The sequence below is a fragment of the Kordia sp. genome, assembly GCF_965224175.1.
In the GTDB taxonomy this organism is placed as follows: Bacteria; Bacteroidota; Bacteroidia; order Flavobacteriales; family Flavobacteriaceae; genus Kordia.
In genome coordinates this window covers 447,364-465,974 of sequence record NZ_OZ245041.1, presented here as the reverse complement: position 1 = coordinate 465,974, position 18,611 = coordinate 447,364, and the positions used below count along the sequence as shown (strand labels likewise).

The following is an 18,611-nucleotide window of genomic DNA, read 5'->3' as shown; positions in this document are numbered from 1 at the left end:
CTGCAAAATAGCGTTTGAGGAGTGCAAAAATAAAAAAAGCCATCCAAACGGACGGCTTTCTTTATATTTTTAACAGTTTTTACAAATTAGCAATCACTGCAATTTCTTTCATAATACGTTGTGCCAAATCATCCGCTTCTTGTTGCGATTGTGCTTCCGTATAGATTCTAATAATTGGTTCTGTATTTGATTTACGTAAGTGTACCCAGTTTTCTGGAAAGTCGATCTTTACACCATCAATAGTAGTTACATCCTCGTTTGCATACTTCTCCTCCATCGCTTTTAAAATTCCATCTACGTCTAATGCAGGCGTTAATTGAATTTTATTTTTACTCATAAAGTAACTTGGGTAACTATCACGTAATTCGCGAACAGTCATTTTCTTTTCAGCTAAATGTGTTAAGAATAAGGCAACTCCAACTAAAGAATCACGTCCGTAATGAGAGTCTGGATATATGATACCTCCATTTCCTTCGCCACCAATAACTGCATTGGTATCTTTCATTTTGATTACTACATTTACTTCTCCTACTGCACTGGCTTGGTAGGTTCCGCCATGTTTTTCAGTAATATCACGTAAAGCTCTTGAAGAAGATAAATTAGAAACCGTATTTCCTTTTACTTTTCCTAATACATAATCCGCGCAAGCGACTAAGGTATATTCTTCTCCAAACATTTCTCCGTCATCACAAATAAATGCCAAACGATCTACATCTGGATCAACCACAACTCCAAAATCTGCTTTTTCTTTTACAACAAGCTCTGAAATATCTGTTAAATGCTCTTTTAACGGTTCTGGATTGTGTGGAAAATGTCCGTTTGGCTCACAATACAATTCGATCACCTCAACATTCAATGCATGTAATAATTTTGGAATTGCAATTCCTCCAGTAGAATTTACACCATCAACTACAACTTTAAAATTAGCTTTCTTGATCACTTCTGGATCTACTAACTCTAATTTTAATACTTCTTCAATGTGTTTGTCAATATACGTATCATTTGGTGTTACAGTACCTAAATCGTCTACCTCTGCAAAATCGAAAGCATCACTTTCTGCAATTTCTAAAATTTGCGCACCATCAGCACCATTTAAAAATTCTCCTTTATGATTTAATAATTTTAAAGCATTCCATTGCTTCGGGTTGTGACTTGCTGTTAAAATGATTCCTCCATCAGCTTTTTCTAAAGGAACAGCAACTTCTACTGTTGGTGTTGTTGATAATCCAAGATCAATTACATCTATTCCTAAACCTACTAATGTATTTACTACTAAACTCTGAATCATTGCTCCTGAAATTCGAGCATCTCTACCAATCACAACCGTAAGTTGTGACTTATTGTATTCTTTTTTCAACCAAGTTCCGTAAGCACTTGCAAATTTTACTGCATCAATTGGCGTTAAATTTTCACCAACATTTCCTCCAATAGTTCCACGAATCCCTGAAATTGATTTGATTAAAGTCATTCTTTTGTTTAATTAAAATTCAGGCAAATATAAAAGATATTGACGGATTTCATTCCCAAGAGATAATTATTAATGATTTCATAATTCTGTAAACGAATATTTATGTAAATTGGGAAGTGCGTTTTGCTATTTTTAGCTACGCCTAATTTAAAAGACTTTACGTGAATTTTTTAGCACATATTTACCTTTCTCACGACGATGACGAGATTAAGATTGGCAATTTTATTGCAGACAGTGTTCGAGGGAAAAAATACACAGAATACCCTACAAGGGTTCAACTTGGCATTTTATTGCATCGAAATATAGATACTTTTACGGACGCGCATCCTACGGTACGACTCAGCACAAAACGTTTACACAAAAATTACAGTCATTACAGCGGCGTTATTGTTGATATTTTATACGATCACTTTTTAGCCAAGAACTGGAAAAATTATTCAGCTATTCCTTTAGCGAATTATGTAGATGATTTTTACCATTTGTTGGAAGATAATTTTGAGATGCTTCCACTAAATGTACAACGCTTGCTTCCTCACATGATTCATGACAATTGGTTACTCAGTTATGCTTCTATTGAAGGTATCCAGAAGGTTTTAGAAGGCATGAATCGCAGAACACAAAATCGTTCCAAGATGAATTTAGCCGTCGTAGAACTTCAAGAGTTTTACGATGAATTTGAAGCTGAATTTACCTCTTTTTTTCATGAATTGATCGAATTTTCAAAACAGAAATTAAATGAATTACAACATGAATAGATTATTATTTTTCAGCCTTTGTTGCTTAACTTTATTTTCTTGTAAAGAAACTGAAAAACAAAAAGTTACAGGAGTTATTTCTGAAAACGCTATGGTTGTTTCTGCTCGCGAAGAAGTATCTGAAATAGGAAATTTAATTCTTAAAAAAGGTGGAAATGCTTTTGATGCTATGGCAGGAATGGAATTCGCTTTAGCGGTTGCATATCCGTATGCAGGAAGTTTAGGAGGCGGCGGATTTATGGTATATCGCTTGGAAGACGGTAGTGTTGGCGCATTAGACTACAGAGAAAAAGCTCCTTTGGCTGCTTCCAAAAATATGTATATCGATTCCATTACAGGAAACGTAATTCCTAATAAAAGCACACTTGGCGCCATGGCAGTTGGAATTCCTGGAAATGTTGCTGGAATTTTTGCTTCACATGAAAAATTTGGAAAATTACCAATGGAAGAGATTATTACACCAGTAATTGCTTTAGCTAAAAAAGGTGTGATTGTAACTGAAAAACAACAGGAACGTTTGGAAAAATATCGTAGTAAGTTTTTTAAAGTAAATGATTCTGATTTTCTATTTGGGAAACCATGGAAAGCAAAAGACACTATAAAACGTGTACAACTTGCAAAAACGTTAGCACGTATCAAAGAAAATGGTCGTGATGAATTTTACAAAGGTGAAACCGCACAAGCTTTAGTCAATTTTATGCAAAAATCTGGAGGCATCATGACACTGGAAGATTTAGCAAAATACGAAGTTAAATGGCGAACTCCTATCAGTTTTTCGTATGATGATTTACGCATAATTTCGATGTCGCCACCATCAAGTGGAGGAATTTGTTTGGCAGAAATTATGAAAGCGATTGAACCATACAACTTAGATGAATTAGGTCATAATACCACAAAAGCAATTCAATTGATTACAGAAGCAGAACGTAGAGCTTATGCTGATCGTAGTTATTTTTTGGGCGATCCTGATTTTGTACAGATTCCGATAGAAACCTTAATCAGTGAAACGTATGTAAAGCAACGAATGCATTCTTTTTCTTTTGAGAAAGCAACTCCTTCCGCAGAAGTTTCTCATGGAAATATTGAAATTGTAGAAAGTGATGAAACTACACACTACTCTATTGTAGATCAGTTTGGAAATTCAGTTTCTGTAACAACTACGATAAATGGTGCTTATGGTTCTAAGTTGTTTTGTGAGGAATTAGGTTTCTTTTTGAATAATGAAATGGACGATTTTAGCGCAAAACCTGGCGAGCCTAATATGTTTGGATTGATTGGCGCTGAAGCGAATAGTATTGCTCCAGAAAAACGCATGCTAAGTTCTATGACGCCTACGATTGTGGAAAAAAATGGCGAGCTATTTATGGTGGTTGGAACGCCTGGTGGATCTACGATTATTACATCTGTATTACAGACTATTTTGAATGTACATGAATACGATATGGGCATGCAAGAAGCGATTAATCAGCCACGTTTTCATCATCAATGGTTGCCAGATACGGTAAAGATGGAACCAGATGGTTTTAGCGATCAGATACAAGCCGAACTTACGAAACTTGGTTATACTATTGATGCTACAAACAGTCCTGTTATCGGTAAAGTTGAAGGTGTTTTGGTACTGCCTGACGGAAAACTAGAAGGTGGCGCAGATCCACGTGGAGATGATAAAGCCGTTGGGTTTTAAACTTATTTAGACACTTTTAGATTCTTGTAATACGATTATAATAATGAAGTTAGTTTATGATTTCCTATTCATCGCGGGAATAATCTTTGGATGTATTTACATATACATACTATGTAAATCTAAAGACAAAGCATTGCATAAATTAATCTTAATTGCTTTTTTTGGACTCTTAGTATTTACCATCTTAGAATCCTATGCTTCTATACACAAGATCCATTTTTTACTTCGCGTCAGTTTTTTACCAATACAAGGAGTTAAACTCATCTTAGCGCCTTTATTGCTCTTATACATTCAATCTTTATTTTTAGAGGATAAAAAAGTACTAAAAAGCTTAAAAATACACATAGTTCCTTATCTCGTATTTGTTTTGTTTGTCTCTTTACCGTATTTGATAGGATTTATGTCTCAAAAATATTTTGTTGATTACCAAATATTAATTCACAAGTATTTGCCCATCAAACGTTTCATACTAAATTGTTATTTTCTTCTCTACTTATATATTTCCTTCCATACTTTTTATAAATTTAAAAAAGTACTGAAATGTAATTACTCACATATTGAACATAATAATTTCATTTGGGTTCGGTATTTATTAATAGCTTCACTGATTGTTATTGTAGCCGATTTATTGTTTGTAGTATATCAATTATTGTTTGGATTCTTGCCTTGGAGAACTCAGAGTGTTACGATATTGTTCGCTTCATTTGCTGTTTTGTATGCTGCTTATTATGGAATTAAACAATCTAAAGTATTGATTCCTTATTTTTTGATAGAAGATACAACTATAAATAGCACTAAAAAAGAACATATAACAAAACAGCAACAAGAAGAATTTAGTACATTAGAACAACTGTTAATTCAATGTATGCTTCAAGAAAAACCCTATTTAGACGAAGAGTTAACTTTACATAAATTAGCTTCTGCAATGGGTATTACAGATAAAAAACTATCCAAACTTCTGAATCAACACATAGAGATTTCATTTTATAAATTTGTAAACTCGTATCGTATAGAAGAGTTTAAAAAGTTAGTTTGTTCAGCTTCACACGCAGGATATACTATAGAAGGAATTGCGTACGAAGCTGGTTTTAAATCTAAAGCTAGTTTTTATCGTATTTTCAAAAATCAAACTGGCCAATCTCCGACAGATTTCAAAAATCAAGTATTGAAAGATCATTCTACAGATCGTAAATAATAGTATTTATTCTTTTCTGTACATATTGTAAAAAATATGCTGAAAAACCTTCTTTTTTTAGTCTCACTGGAAGCAATGAGACTGTAAACACTAGTATTAACCTTTCTTTTGCGGTATTAATATTAATTATTACTACACATAAAAAAATGAAAAAATCATTCATCAAAAAACTAATTATTACAATCACATCTGTACTCATTGTGAGTTTAGCTGTTGGCTATTTTTACATTAAATCAGAAATTAAACATCATCAAGGAGTCTACACAGAACAAGTAGATTTTTCTAAATTTAATGTTTCACAATCGTCCATAGCAATTACAAACGTCAATGTACTTTCTCAGGATTGTTCCGAAATGAAAGGCAGTCTTACCGTTCTTATTAAAGACGGAATCATTTTGGATGTCGGAAAAAACATTGAAATTACTTCAGCCTATAAAAAAATTGATGGTTCAGGGAAATTCTTAATTCCTGGTTTAATAGATGCACATACACATTTGCATAGAAGTAAAAACGATTTATTATTGTTTTTAGCAAATGGCGTTACTAGTATTGCTAATATGAATTCCAAACCAGATCAACTCTATTTAAAATGGCGAAAAGAAGCTAATGAAGGTGCACTAAGCCCTAGAATTTATATTGCAGCCGGCGGAATGAGTTCAAAGAAAGGTTTTATGGCTAAGATGAATACCATATTTGGCTCTCGTTATTACAATACAGAAGAAGAAGCACGACAAGCAATTCGAGAATTTAAAAAACTAGGATATGACGCTATAAAATCTTATGCTCCAAATAGAGAAGCTTATTATGCTATTATGGATGAAGCTCAAAAACAAGGCATTCCAGTAACTGGCCACTTGCCTTTAGATGTTGGATTGCAAGAATTTTATACCTCAGGACAATCTGCATTGGCACATGCCGAAGAAATTACTAAAAATACTTTTGAAGATTTTGGAGGACTCAATTATATATTTTACGATCGTATTGATGAATATATGCAGTACTTGGAGGAAAATGCTGACAAAATTGCTCAAAACTTAAAAAAGAATAATATCACTGTGTGCTCTACAGTACGATATATTGAAAATATTCACAAACAAGCTACTGATTTACCTAAGTTTCTCAAAGAAATTGAATTAGAATATGCAAATCCAGGTATTGTAGAAGGTTCTCACTTTGCAAAAGGATGGCTTCCAGGAAGTAATAAATTTGAAAGTCCTGGCTCCACAACCGAAAATAAAAATGAAACCGCTGATTTATATTGGTCAAATTATGTAAAAGCCATACATATCATGACAAAAGCTTTAGTAGATAATGATGTAAAGCTTACCTCTGGAGCAGATACAAATGGATTTTGTACTGTCTCTGGTTTTTCATTGCACGATCAATTAGCTTCTTTAGAGGAAATAGGACTCACAATAACTCAAGTCCTTCGAACATCTACCATAACCGCAGCACAATGGATGCAACACAATACTGGAGTTATTGAAAAAGGTTTCGCTGCTGATTTGGTATTATTAGATAAAAATCCACTAGAAGACATTGATAACACTAGAACCATTCAAGCAGTAATTACCAATGGTAAATATTTAGATCGTACTACATTAGATAATATGTTGTTAGCTGTAAAAGAAGCCAATGCAAGAAGCAGAAATATATCTATTAATGCGTATTTGAATTAGTCAACTACTATAGAGCAAACTCATGAGGGATTTAGAGGTAATACTTAAAAACATTTCTACACAAGTATAAGAACATTTATACCTTGATGACCAAATAACATTGATTTGATTTTGATACTTTGAAGTTAAGCTAACATATGACATTAGTTTATCATTATTTGTATCAAAATCAATTTCAATTCAATTTTGTAGTATATCTTTTTCAATAATTCTATTGTGTATTATACCTTGAACGTGTTTAGAATTCTCCAATACCATTATTTTTTTTAGTGACGGAAATATTTTTATTGCCCGTTTCTTCATTTTATTTCCAGGAAATAATAGATCGTTTTCTGCTGCGAAAATCGTGATCGGTGTCTCTATATTTTTTGCTTTTTTAGTTTTAATAACTGGTACAGGACTAAAATCCATACGAAATGATTCAAACACTTTCGAAAGATACTTTACAGCAAATTGATCTTTTTCAGTAAAAAGCGCAGCTACCACTTTCTCTACATATTGTAGCTTTTTTGTACTCATGTATCGTTTCATAGGAATAAACACTTTAAACAAAGCTTTTAAAGGATTTCCATTCACTATATACGCAGGAGCTGCTAAAAACACTTCTTTAATAGTACGCTCACTAAATTCAAGTGTTTTTAAAATAACCAATCCGCCAAATGAAAAACCTGCCATAGTCACGTTGCTGATATTAAGTGCTTCAATAATTTCATACATCCATTTTCCATATGAATCATCTTTCATACTCATTTTGGTTTCAGCACTTTTATTAGGCTGTGCTAATACATCAATTGCATACACTTTATATGATTTACACAAATTAGGATACGCTTCAAGCGCTACTGGTGCGCATCCGTTAGATCCATGAATAAGCAGTAATGGAGGATTTGAAGAATCTCCAGTGACTATAATATTGGTTGCGCCAAAACTTGTATTTACACAGGTATAGTCATATTGAATTTGCAAACTTTCTAGTTTTTGTTCGTAAAGATTTAAAATTTCCTTTTTTCCTTGTACTGTTTTGTATAGAGATTCCATGTATGATTATTTTCTAAGGTCAGTATTTATGTATCATGTATGCTTTTTAATAGCATCGAATTTTAATCTCGATTATCGAGTAAAAATTTCATACAAACTAAAATGATTATTATATTAGGACAAATTTACTAAAACAATCAAATTAGGACAAATTTACTAATGAGTAAAACAAAAGAAAAAATACTGTCAATTTCCAGAATGTTATTTAATACACATGGATACAGTAATGTTACGATTAGAATGATTGCTATAGAAGCAAAAATGAGTTCTGGGAATTTAAATTATCATTTTAAGAAAAGAGACGATATTTTAGAAGCTCTCTATTTTGAAATGGTTGCTGTTTTTGATCGTAGAATTAAGCAATTAAATACTACAGAGATTACGCTAGAAACTGTAAAAGAACAAATCGTATCTGGATTGCAAAGAATGATTGATTATCGTTTCTTTTGGACTGATTTATATAATTTACTAAAGTTAAATACTAAGATAAAGAGTCACTTTTTGAATGCACATAAGGAAAGAACTAAAGGATATCATTATTTATTTGAAATTTTGATAGGAAAAAAAATACTAAATGATTTCGCTTTTGATAGAGAAAGTAGCTTTTTAATTGAAAGAATGATTAATTATAGTAATACTTGGCTATATAATTCTTTTGTGTATGAAATTGAAATTAATGATGACGATATTATACAGTATGCTCAGAATTTGATGGGAATATTATATCCATATTTTACAGATTTAGGCAAAAAACAATACAAAGAATTATTTCCAAAGCTTTTTGTGTAACCATGTTATTTTTTAATCGCTTTTAACTTTGTTTTCTTTATAACACATATTTTTATACTACTTTCAAAGAATGGAATTCATTACACAATTACAAACAGCTTTTGAAGCTAATGCAAATGCTGATAATCAACAGCAAATGCAAGTATATATGCGAAATTTATTTCATTTCCATGGAATTAAAGCGCCTTTACGGAAACAATTAACGAAAGAATTGGTTGTAGCACATAAGTCGTTTCTACAAGAAAACATTCGCGATGTGGTGAATAAACTTTATAAGCTACCTCAACGTGAATACCATTATACTGCGATGGAATTGTACCAAAAGTTTTTAAATAAAAAGTATAATTTAGAAGATGGACGTTTCTTTACACGTATGATTACTACGCATTCTTGGTGGGACAGCGTTGATTTTTTGGCAAAACACGTCTTTGGTAAATATTTATTGCAGTTTCCTGAGCAAAAACGCAAGATGCTCGATTATTATTCTGCTAATGACAATATGTGGCTGAATCGCTCTGCAATTTTGTATCAATTGAGCTATAAAAACGAAACTGATGAAGTAGAGTTGTTCAAACAGTGTACACTTCATAAAGATTCAGAAGAGTTCTTCATTCAAAAAGCCATTGGTTGGGCATTACGTGAATACGGGAAAGTTCAGCCCAAAGCTGTATTAGATTTTGTAAAATCTGTAAAATTGAAAGAATTAAGCGAACGTGAAGCGATTCGGAGATTGGTTAGACTTGGTTAGACTTGGTTAGACTTGGTTAGACTTGGTTAGACTTGGTTAGACTTGGTTAGACTTGGTTAGACTTGGTTAGACTTGGTTAGACTTGGTTAGACTTGGTTAGACTTGGTTAGACTTGGTTAGACTTGGTTAGACTTGGTTAGACTTGGTTAGACTTGAAGTTATTTTATAAAGATAAAAAGACCAATACTATAGCTGATATTTTTTGAATAAATACGCTCAATGTATATGGAAATAACTAAAAATATTCGACGTAAGCATCGGAGCTTTTAAAACTCGATTATAGAGTGATGGTTTATTCTAATACCTACAGATATACATTAGACACCAATTGTGTTACAGTTGCATGATCACTTCCGCCAGCAGGTTCAATAGTTATATTTAATGAAGTAGCTGCGTCTATATATTCTAAGATAACCACATCTTTACTTTTGTCAATAATTCCCATATTGATCATTTCGCCTTCAACATCTGCCCACATTTGATAAGTTTTATCATCTGGTAACGCTGGAAGTTTTTGAGCATTTACAATCGCAGATTTATCTTCATGGTTGATATACGCCGTGGCAAAGCCTCCTGGAATTTTATCATTTCCTTTCAATGCATATTGCAATGTATTTGGATCTTTTACAATTTGAGCAAGTAATTCTGAATCTTTTAAGTTGCCTTTTAGATCATTGATCTGTTCTTTGATTTCTTTTAATTCCTGTTGTGTTACTTGTAAATCGTCTTGTGTAGTATTCCATTGTGTAAACATCCACAAAGAAGTTATCATAAATACTGCAGCGAATCCAGCAGCAATCCACATAAATGTCTGTGGATTTTTAGCTTCTTTTTGTGTAGTTTCTTTTGGAAGTGTTTTTACTTTCGAATCTTCTTGTATAGCTGTAAAAAGATCTTCTTTGATAAAATCTGGCGGTTGTATTGCATTTTCCAATGAAACATTCTCAAAGTCTTGTTCTATTTCGGCATATTTTTCAGCTAAAACAATATCTTCTACTAACATTTTTTCAAGCACAGCAACCTGTTCATCAGGTAATAAACCTAACAAGTACATTTCTAGCATTCCGCTTTCTATGACAGTTTTTCTATCCTTCATGTCAACAGTTCTAAGATACAGATTAAAAGAAGCAGCTCTTTTGCGTACAATACACGTAACTTTTCTACAGCTTGTCGCACATATGATTTGAAAGTTCCCAAAGGAACGCCCATTTCTTCATGTGCTTCTTTGTGTGTTAGTCCGTTAAAGTATACGAGTCGTAAAGCTTTTTGATGATGTGCATCTAGTTTTGCCAATGCACCTTTTAATTCTATATGCAATTCTTGATTCTCTTCTACACCTTCATCTTTATATACACTTAAATCGTCTGTTTGGATGAGTTTATCATCTTTTCTTAAGAAATTTAACGTTGTATTTCGAGCAATTCTATACAACCATGTATAAAATTTTCCTTTAGATGCATCATATAAATGTGATTTATCCCACGCTTTCATAAAAGTTTCTTGTAAAATTTCTTGTGCAGTTTCTTCATTTCTACACATACGAATTATGACACCATAAATAGCACCCGAATACTTGTCGTATAGCTTTGACAGTGCGGCTTCATCACGATTCTGAAATCGTTCAATAATTATGGTTTCGTTTTTCACTTTTGAAATAAATCTTATCAAATTTAAAAAAAAATTAACCTAGCTCATCCAAAAGGTAAAAACTTGTGTATATAAAATTGAAAGCGCTTAAGAAATTTAGAAAAAGAATTAAAAATTTAAAAACTAAAAAAAATTATTATGAAAAAATTAATCCTAACAATCACAACTGTTGCTTTATTCTTATTTACAATAAATACAAACGCACAAAGTAAAGATGTCGTAGATATTGCTGCTTCAAGTACAAGTTTTTCAACATTAGTTACGGCTGTTAAAGCTGCAGGATTGGTAGAAGCTTTAAAATCTGACGGACCATTTACAGTATTTGCTCCTACAAATGATGCTTTTGCTAAAATTGACGCAAATACATTAGGTGCTTTATTGAAGCCAGAAAACAAAGGAAAATTAACTAGCATTCTAACATATCATGTTATCAAGGGAAAATTAACTGCAAAAGATGTAGTTGCTGCTTTGAAAAAAGGAAAAGGAAAAGTGACGCTAACAACGCTTAGCGGATCAAAAATTACAGTCACTCAAAACGACAAAGGAATTTGGCTGAAAGACGCAAATGGAAATTACAGCATGATTTCAAAAACTGACCTTATGGGAAGTAATGGAGTTATTCACGTAATTGACAGCGTAGTAATGCCATAATTTAGTGTTAGTTAGTTTTACGCAAAAAGGGAACAGTTTCATTGAAATTGTTCCCTTTTTTGTGCTTTTGTCGAAAATTAGATCAAAAAGTATACGCTATCTATCTTATTTTGATTTCGATCCTACGAATTGCTGCGATTTATTTTTAAACAACACATTAAAAGTTGTCAAACTTCCATACATACGTGTTATATATTGTTGTAAATCTACTTTTTCTTGATCATCTAGATTTTTACTAGAATTTATTTTTTGTTCCATTACACGAATTCTGTCACGTACCATGACAATTTTATGAAAAAAACCATCAATTGGCATTTCTTTACTCTTCAAATTAGTGTCACCAGGTTCTAAAATCAGCTTTCCTCCTTTCCACTTATCGGCAATCGGAATAATTTCAGACACATCTGACCATTTTTTAAGCATATTTCGTAAAATTGTTTCTACTTCATAAAAACTCACACTATCTACTTCATCTTCTACAGCGTCAATAATTTCAAATTCACTATCAATATCAATAGTTTCGAGTCCGTTTTCTATAAAAGTAACCCAATAGTGTTTAGAAGTTACGTTAGTGACTACACCCAAACCGTATTCAGGATGTTTAATTCGTGAGCTTATTCCTAAAATATTCATCTTTTTCGTAGTTATTGTTTGTATTTCATTATTTATTACTTGTATTATTTCGTAGATTTAATACGTGAAAGTAAAAATAAACATCAAATGCGAAATTTGACTATATATTCTATAAAAAATACAGTTTTTGTGCTGTTTTTAAGTTTGATTGTATTCGCTTGTGCGGAAGAAAAAAAACAAGTAGTCCAACAAACGAAAGACATCGCATTACAGCAAGTTACTGAAATTGAGGACAATTTGATAAATCCGAATGGAAAAACAATTCAGGAACGATTCAACACTCCAAAAAACTACACAAGAATTCCGCTTGAAACAACTCATTTCGGAACCTACCTGAGAAATTTGCCTTTAAAATCATTCAATAGTAAAGTAAAATATTTTGATGGTCGCGAAAAATACAATAACAACGTATATATTTCTGTCGTAGATATGGAAATTGGCACTCGCGATTTGCAACAATGCGCTGACGCAGTAATGCGCTTACGTGGAGAATTCTTATTCAAACAAAAACGTTTACAAGACATTCATTTTACCTTTCTATCTGATGGAAAACCTAGATATTTCAAGAAATATGCAAAAGGTGATCATTCGTATAAAAAATTCAGACGCTACATGAATTATATTTTTGCGTATGCGAATACAGCTTCTCTACGAAAAGAACTCGCCAAAGTAAATAACATCAATGATATTCAAGTTGGCGATGTATTTATTCAACAAGGAAATCCTTACGGACATGCAGTAATTGTAGTAGATGTCGCAAAAAATGCACAAGGAGAAAAAATATTTATGATCGCACAAAGTTATATGCCCGCACAAGAAACTCAAATCTTAGTAAACAAGCAGAATGCTACATTAAGTCCATGGTACAAAGCCAAAGAAGGAACACTACACACACCAGAATGGACATTTGAAAGTACTGATTTAAGACGTTTTAAAGAATAATTTCCACGATCAAGCCTAACGATAACGCAATGAAAAAAATATTTAAAATTCTAGGAAAACTAGTTCTAGGAATCTTCGTTATACTCTTACTTCTTTTTGCTTTTGTGTATATAAAGTACAACGAAGATTTACCAGAAGGAACTAAAAGTACTGAAGCTGATCGTTTAGCACAAAAAATGCTTACTGCTGTAAATCATGATGCATATAAAAATACACGTTATTTGAGTTGGACATTTCCTGGCGGACACCATTATCTTTGGGATAAAGACCAATATAAAGTAGATGTTTCTTGGAATAATATAAAAGTCGCCTTAGACTTAGAACAATCAAATAAAAGTATTGTTTTCATTGATGGAAAACCAATAGAAGGAACTGAGAAGTCTGAACACATTGAAAAAGCACTTTCATTCTTTAATAATGATTCTTTTTGGTTAGTTGCTCCACATAAAGTATTTGATGAAGGTGTTTCACGTAGCATTGTTACTACCGAAAATGGCGAAAAAAGATTGCTTGTTACATACAATTCAGGCGGAACTACTCCAGGTGATTCTTATTTGTGGTATTTAGACGAAAACGGACGCCCAAAAGGTTATCAAATGTGGGTAAAAATTATTCCGATTGGCGGATTATATGCCAGTTGGGAAGATTGGCAAACAATGGAAAGCGGTGTACCACTTTCTGGACTTCATAGCCTATTAGTACTAGACATTGATCTAGAGAATATTAAAGCTTGGAATTAAAAAACAAATAACTTCGTAAAAACGAATCTGTTTCAATCATTAATTGTTAAAACTTTCTCACCAAATAGTAAAAAAAAACTTAACTTTAACCACTTTTATAAAACTAAAAATAATCCTAAAAAAATTATGAGAAAGAATTACTTTTTTATAGTTCTTTTACTTCCTCTTCTTGGATTTTCTCAAGGAAAATCCTTTTGGAAAGAAACTAATAACACTAACTACTCCCAGGAAGAGTTATTAGAAAGAACTTCTACTCCCATCGCCTACGATCTCTTTAGTTTAGATCTTAATTCGATGAAACAATTACTAGCCACTGCACCAGATAGAGATTTGAATATTCATTCTGAAATCGTTATTCAATTTCCAAATGCAGAAGGAAAATTAGAAAACTTCGAAGTATACAATGCTTCTATTATGGAACCAGCATTTGCCGCTAATTATCCAGAAATTCAATCATACGTTGCGATTAGTAGAGAAGGTACAGGAACTGTAATTCGTTTCTCTACAACCATTTTTGGTTTTCATGCAACTGTACATACTATCGGAAAAACGCTGTATATTGATCCATATACAAAAGATTTAAATACCTATGTATTATATGCCAAGGAAAACCTACACAAAAATACTAGAAACAATTCAAGTTGTTCGTTAGTAGAAGATAATTCATTAAATAGACCACCTAGTATTGACAATGGATTTATAGCAAAAAATGCTAACGATGGTATATTAAGAACATTTCGTTTGGCACTAGCTTGTACGCAAGAATACGCAAACTATCATATCAATGCTGCCGGACAAGGTGCCGCTAGTGATTCTGTGAAAAGAGCTACAGTTTTAGCTGCAATGAATGTTACCATGACAAGAGTAAATGCAGTATACGAAAGAGACATGTCTTTAACAATGACACTTGTAGACAATGCGAGTATTATTTTCTTGGCGGAAGACGACGGATATACAGATGATGATCCAGAAGCTTTACTTACACAAAATCAAACAACCATAGATACAAACATTCAATCTGCAAATTATGATATTGGACATGTATTTACTACCGGTGGTGGTGGTGTTGCCATTCTTGGAGGAATTTGCTTCAATAACGTAAAAGCACAAGGTGTTACTGGTTTAGACAATCCTGTAGGAGATCCTTATGATATTGATTTCGTAGCACATGAAATGGGACATCAATTTGGAGCAAATCATACATTCAATGGAGTTCAAGGTTCTTGCGAACCACCAAATAGAAATCCTACTACTGCTGTTGAGCCTGGAAGTGGAACAACAATTATGGCGTATGCTGGTATTTGCGGTTCAGATAATGTACAAAATAATAGTGATGATCATTTTCATGCAATAAGTATTGATCAAATGTATGCTAGAATTACATCTACAACAAATCCAGTATGTTCTGTAAATACAAATAATGGAAATACTGCTCCTGTAGCAAATGCAGGTGCTGATTACACTATTCCTTACGGAACTGCTTTTACCTTAACAGGAACCGGTAGTGATGCGAATGGAACAACATTATCGTATTGCTGGGAACAAGTAGATCCAGGAACTACTACAAGTGCCCCAAATACAACAAGTACTACTAATCCTCAATTTAGATCATATTCCCCAATGCCAACTGGAGAACGTACATTTCCACAATTAAGTGATATTTTAAATAATACCTTAACACCTACATGGGAAGTAGTTCCTAATGTAGCAAGAGTAATGGATTTTGCATTAACCGTAAGAGACAACGGAACTCCAAATGGAGGACAAACAAACAGAGATGACATGAGAGTTACTTTGGCAAATACAGGTCCATTTAGAGTAACAGCTCCAGATACCACAAATGAAAGTTTCTCAACTGGTGCAAGCACTACGATTACTTGGGATGTAGCCGGAACAACAGCAAATGGAATTAACACATCAAACGTAAATATTTTATTATCTACTGATGGCGGACAAAATTTTGATACTGTATTAGCTTCAAATACCGCAAATGATGGTTCTGAACCTGTTACATTTCCTGCATCTACTTTTGAACCATTCTGTAGAATAAAAATTGAAGCTGTAGGTAACATTTTCTTTGCAATTTCTAAATCGTTCTCAATCGGAGCTACAGTAACAGAGAATACGGTTTGTAATACATATACAACGGGCACAATTTCTTCAGGTATTCCTGACGGAACTGGAATGCCTGGCGCAGGTGCTCCATTATTTATTCCTGTAACGGTTACAGAAACAACTCCAATTACCGACATTAGAGTAAGCGTAGATGTAACACACGCATATATTGGAGATTTACAAATGCAAATACAAACTCCTGGTGGCTTGTTCAAAGATTTATGGTTTAGAACTTGTAATGATGCTCAATATGGAAATATTGATATCACATTCAAAGATGGCGAAGCGCCAATAAACTGTGCATCACCAACAGTAGGTTTGGCAAGTCCATTGGAATCGATGGCCGATTTCAACGGGACAAATCCTGCTGGAACTTGGGATTTAGTATTTCTTGACTTTTGGGATGGTGACGCTGGAACTGTGAACGAATGGTCTATTGAACTTTGTTCTACAACAACTACTATCGTATTAAGTAATGAAGAATTTACTTTAGATAATTTCACTTTATATCCAAACCCAAACAAAGGTGAGTTTTCATTATCGTTTAACTCGCAATCTGGAGAAGATATCAATGTAAATGTTCACGATATTTCAGGAAGATTAGTATATGCTAAAGATTTTAATGCTACAGCTACATTCAATGAAAATATTTCATTAAAAAATGTGAGTACTGGTATGTATCTAATTACAGTAACTGATCAAGAAAAAACGGTGACTAAGAAATTAATTATCGAATAATTACATTTCACAATCATATAAAAACTCCGAAGCGTATGTTTCGGAGTTTTTTTATATTTAGACTTTATGGAAACCATCTTTCAATATACCTATGAAGCTTTAATGGCAATTGCCAATTTTACTGGCTTTAGCTACAAAGAAATTAATATCATTGTATGGTTTATTGGTATTCCACTTTCGTGGATGTTACTTCTTGATAAAATTTACCAACAGCGAAAATTTACGATTATCTTTAGTTTGTTTGTCGTGCTTTCACTATTAGTTATTCCAGATTTTTCAAGCTTTTGCAATTGGCTCTTTCAAAAATCAGTAGATTTCTTGAATCTATTTAATGATGTTGGTAGTAATTATGTTGCTTCTTCGGTGATTATATGCGTAATGATTCCAATTGTAATCTATATAGTTTTGATTAGGAAAGCATTCTATAAAAAAAGTAAATGATTAGTTTTCTAAGTTATTGAAATGGTCTTGAACCCAAGTGAATGCAAGATTTGTATCCTGTTCTTCGTACAATTCTAATTTTTCGTTGTTTATGTCGATTTTTATATTGTAAGAATCATACATATTAAAATTATGTATTTTATTTTTGCCCTCTAATATAATATTATACTCTTGCCTACTATTTTTATCTTTCACCTTTTCTAGGATTTTATCAGAAAAGTGTTTTTTTGTTATATCTAATAGTGAATTGTAGATTGGAATTTCTTGTTGAATTAATTCAATTCTTTTGACATGAATAATTTGTTTTTCTTCTTCATCTAATAAATAAAAATTAAATTGACTATAATCATTAGGATTTTCATCAATAATCTTGATCATGATTCGCTCATCATCTTTTTTCTTTAGATTGTATTTTTTAAAAAAGAAATTCTTAGATGATAAAAAACTTTTTTCTTTAGAAAAATCTTTAAATTCGAAACTTAAATAGTTTTCAAAATCAAGTTCTGATTTGTGATGATTACTAACATTTATATTGTAAAGAGTTAATAAAAATTTTTCTTCATTTGATAAATTATTAAAAAGCGTATTCAAATAAAATTCTCGATTTTCCTTTCTAATCTTATTTGAAATAAACTCGATAATACCAGAAACTTCATTGTATAATAATTCTATATCACCATATTCTTTTATCGCCTTAATAGGATTACTTCGTGTTATTTGAGAATCAAAAATATTTCTACTTTTCAAATAATTTGAATATTTAAATAAATAGTTTTTTAAAGGTTTATAGATTCTTTCTAAAACTTCATAACCCGAAACCGTTTCTGTTATTTTATTTCCATAATCAAAGAAACCATTAGACCTTCCAATTTGTTTAGAATTTCCTTTTTTAAAACTGTCTACTAACTTTCGATGATTATCTAACAAATTAAAAAAAGTAGTATCTAACTTTTGATCAAGCATAATATTTGCTTGCGCTTTAAAGACTTCTTTAGACTCTCGTAATTCCTCTCTATTTAGTTTCAATTCTTCTTGTTGATATTTGATCTCAATCTTTTGCCCAAGAAAAGCCACGTATATAAAAAATAATCCAGCCAACGTCCATAGAGAACCAGCAATTCCTCCCACAAAATCTCCAACCTCGTTTAGTTTACCTTCAAAACTTAACCAATAAAAGAAGCCAATTATTAATATTAAAAAACCTAATCCGACAAAAAACCAACCAATATTTCTAACTTTTCTAGCTGTTTTTTCAGTTTTTGAAATACTTTGTTCAAATTTTTCTTTACTCATAAAATCAAAATTAAGTACTAAATATACTACTAATACTGAAGAAATGTTTTATTGT

17 protein-coding genes are annotated in these 18,611 nt (G+C 32.2%); 11 read left to right on the top strand and 6 right to left on the bottom strand.

Going from position 1 to position 18,611, the window contains the following annotated elements:
• Positions 1-79: 79 nt before the first annotated feature.
• A complete protein-coding gene (glmM, locus tag ACOQOS_RS02210) occupies positions 80-1,468 on the bottom strand; it encodes a phosphoglucosamine mutase (RefSeq protein ID WP_420573327.1) in 1,389 nt (462 codons plus the stop codon).
• 161 nt (positions 1,469-1,629) lie between these two features.
• Between glmM and ACOQOS_RS02205 the strand changes: the two genes are divergently transcribed.
• The 4 genes from ACOQOS_RS02205 to ACOQOS_RS02190 all read left to right on the top strand — a co-directional run bounded on the left by ACOQOS_RS02205 (position 1,630) and on the right by ACOQOS_RS02190 (position 6,781).
• Positions 1,630-2,223: an ACP phosphodiesterase gene (locus ACOQOS_RS02205; RefSeq protein WP_420573326.1), complete on the top strand. Its 594-nt coding sequence runs from the start codon at positions 1,630-1,632 to the stop codon at positions 2,221-2,223.
• Complete coding sequence (gene ggt / locus ACOQOS_RS02200; RefSeq protein ID WP_420573325.1) at positions 2,216-3,907, top strand: gamma-glutamyltransferase; 1,692 nt, start codon at positions 2,216-2,218, stop codon at positions 3,905-3,907. Before ACOQOS_RS02205 ends, ggt begins: the two co-directional genes overlap by 8 nt.
• A gap of 43 nt (positions 3,908-3,950) precedes the next feature.
• Entirely contained in the window at positions 3,951-5,102 is a 1,152-nt protein-coding gene (locus tag ACOQOS_RS02195; protein WP_420573324.1) for a helix-turn-helix domain-containing protein, read from the top strand.
• A gap of 146 nt (positions 5,103-5,248) precedes the next feature.
• A complete protein-coding gene (locus ACOQOS_RS02190) occupies positions 5,249-6,781 on the top strand; it encodes an amidohydrolase family protein (RefSeq protein ID WP_420573323.1) in 1,533 nt (510 codons plus the stop codon).
• Between the two features lie 180 nt (positions 6,782-6,961).
• Here ACOQOS_RS02190 and ACOQOS_RS02185 read toward each other — a convergent pair whose 3' ends face one another.
• Complete coding sequence (locus tag ACOQOS_RS02185) at positions 6,962-7,819, bottom strand: alpha/beta fold hydrolase (RefSeq protein ID WP_420573322.1); 858 nt, start codon at positions 7,817-7,819, stop codon at positions 6,962-6,964.
• Between the two features lie 159 nt (positions 7,820-7,978).
• Here ACOQOS_RS02185 and ACOQOS_RS02180 point away from each other — a divergent pair, with 159 nt between their 5' ends.
• Both ACOQOS_RS02180 and ACOQOS_RS02175 read left to right on the top strand, forming a co-directional pair.
• Positions 7,979-8,608, top strand: a complete 630-nt coding sequence (locus tag ACOQOS_RS02180; RefSeq protein WP_420573321.1) for a TetR/AcrR family transcriptional regulator — start codon at positions 7,979-7,981, stop codon at positions 8,606-8,608.
• Positions 8,609-8,678: 70 nt separating this feature from the next.
• A complete protein-coding gene (locus tag ACOQOS_RS02175; protein WP_420573320.1) occupies positions 8,679-9,356 on the top strand; it encodes a DNA alkylation repair protein in 678 nt (225 codons plus the stop codon).
• 304 nt (positions 9,357-9,660) lie between these two features.
• Here the strand turns inward: ACOQOS_RS02175 and ACOQOS_RS02170 are convergent, their stop codons facing one another.
• On the bottom strand, positions 9,661-10,452 hold the full coding sequence (locus ACOQOS_RS02170; protein ID WP_420573319.1) for an anti-sigma factor: 792 nt from the start codon (positions 10,450-10,452) through the stop codon (positions 9,661-9,663).
• The gene (locus tag ACOQOS_RS02165; protein ID WP_420573318.1) at positions 10,449-11,003 is read right to left on the bottom strand and encodes an RNA polymerase sigma factor; all 555 of its coding nucleotides are present in this window, start codon (positions 11,001-11,003) and stop codon (positions 10,449-10,451) included. Before ACOQOS_RS02165 ends, ACOQOS_RS02170 begins: the two co-directional genes overlap by 4 nt.
• Positions 11,004-11,141: 138 nt before the next feature.
• Between ACOQOS_RS02165 and ACOQOS_RS02160 the strand changes: the two genes are divergently transcribed.
• Positions 11,142-11,654: a fasciclin domain-containing protein gene (locus ACOQOS_RS02160; RefSeq protein WP_420573317.1), complete on the top strand. Its 513-nt coding sequence runs from the start codon at positions 11,142-11,144 to the stop codon at positions 11,652-11,654.
• A 105-nt stretch (positions 11,655-11,759) separates the two neighbouring features.
• On the opposite strand, the gene ACOQOS_RS02155 is transcribed toward ACOQOS_RS02160, so the two are convergent.
• Complete coding sequence (locus ACOQOS_RS02155) at positions 11,760-12,287, bottom strand: hypothetical protein (RefSeq protein ID WP_420573316.1); 528 nt, start codon at positions 12,285-12,287, stop codon at positions 11,760-11,762.
• A gap of 87 nt (positions 12,288-12,374) precedes the next feature.
• Between ACOQOS_RS02155 and ACOQOS_RS02150 the strand changes: the two genes are divergently transcribed.
• The 4 genes from ACOQOS_RS02150 to ACOQOS_RS02135 all read left to right on the top strand — a co-directional run bounded on the left by ACOQOS_RS02150 (position 12,375) and on the right by ACOQOS_RS02135 (position 17,263).
• On the top strand, positions 12,375-13,229 hold the full coding sequence (locus ACOQOS_RS02150) for a DUF4846 domain-containing protein (RefSeq protein WP_420573315.1): 855 nt from the start codon (positions 12,375-12,377) through the stop codon (positions 13,227-13,229).
• A gap of 29 nt (positions 13,230-13,258) precedes the next feature.
• Complete coding sequence (locus tag ACOQOS_RS02145) at positions 13,259-13,969, top strand: hypothetical protein (RefSeq protein WP_420573314.1); 711 nt, start codon at positions 13,259-13,261, stop codon at positions 13,967-13,969.
• 294 nt (positions 13,970-14,263) lie between these two features.
• Positions 14,264-16,822: a reprolysin-like metallopeptidase gene (locus ACOQOS_RS02140; RefSeq protein WP_420573313.1), complete on the top strand. Its 2,559-nt coding sequence runs from the start codon at positions 14,264-14,266 to the stop codon at positions 16,820-16,822.
• Between the two features lie 66 nt (positions 16,823-16,888).
• On the top strand, positions 16,889-17,263 hold the full coding sequence (locus ACOQOS_RS02135; RefSeq protein WP_420573312.1) for a hypothetical protein: 375 nt from the start codon (positions 16,889-16,891) through the stop codon (positions 17,261-17,263).
• Here ACOQOS_RS02135 and ACOQOS_RS02130 read toward each other — a convergent pair whose 3' ends face one another.
• Entirely contained in the window at positions 17,264-18,556 is a 1,293-nt protein-coding gene (locus ACOQOS_RS02130; protein WP_420573311.1) for a hypothetical protein, read from the bottom strand.
• Positions 18,557-18,611 lie beyond the last annotated feature (55 nt).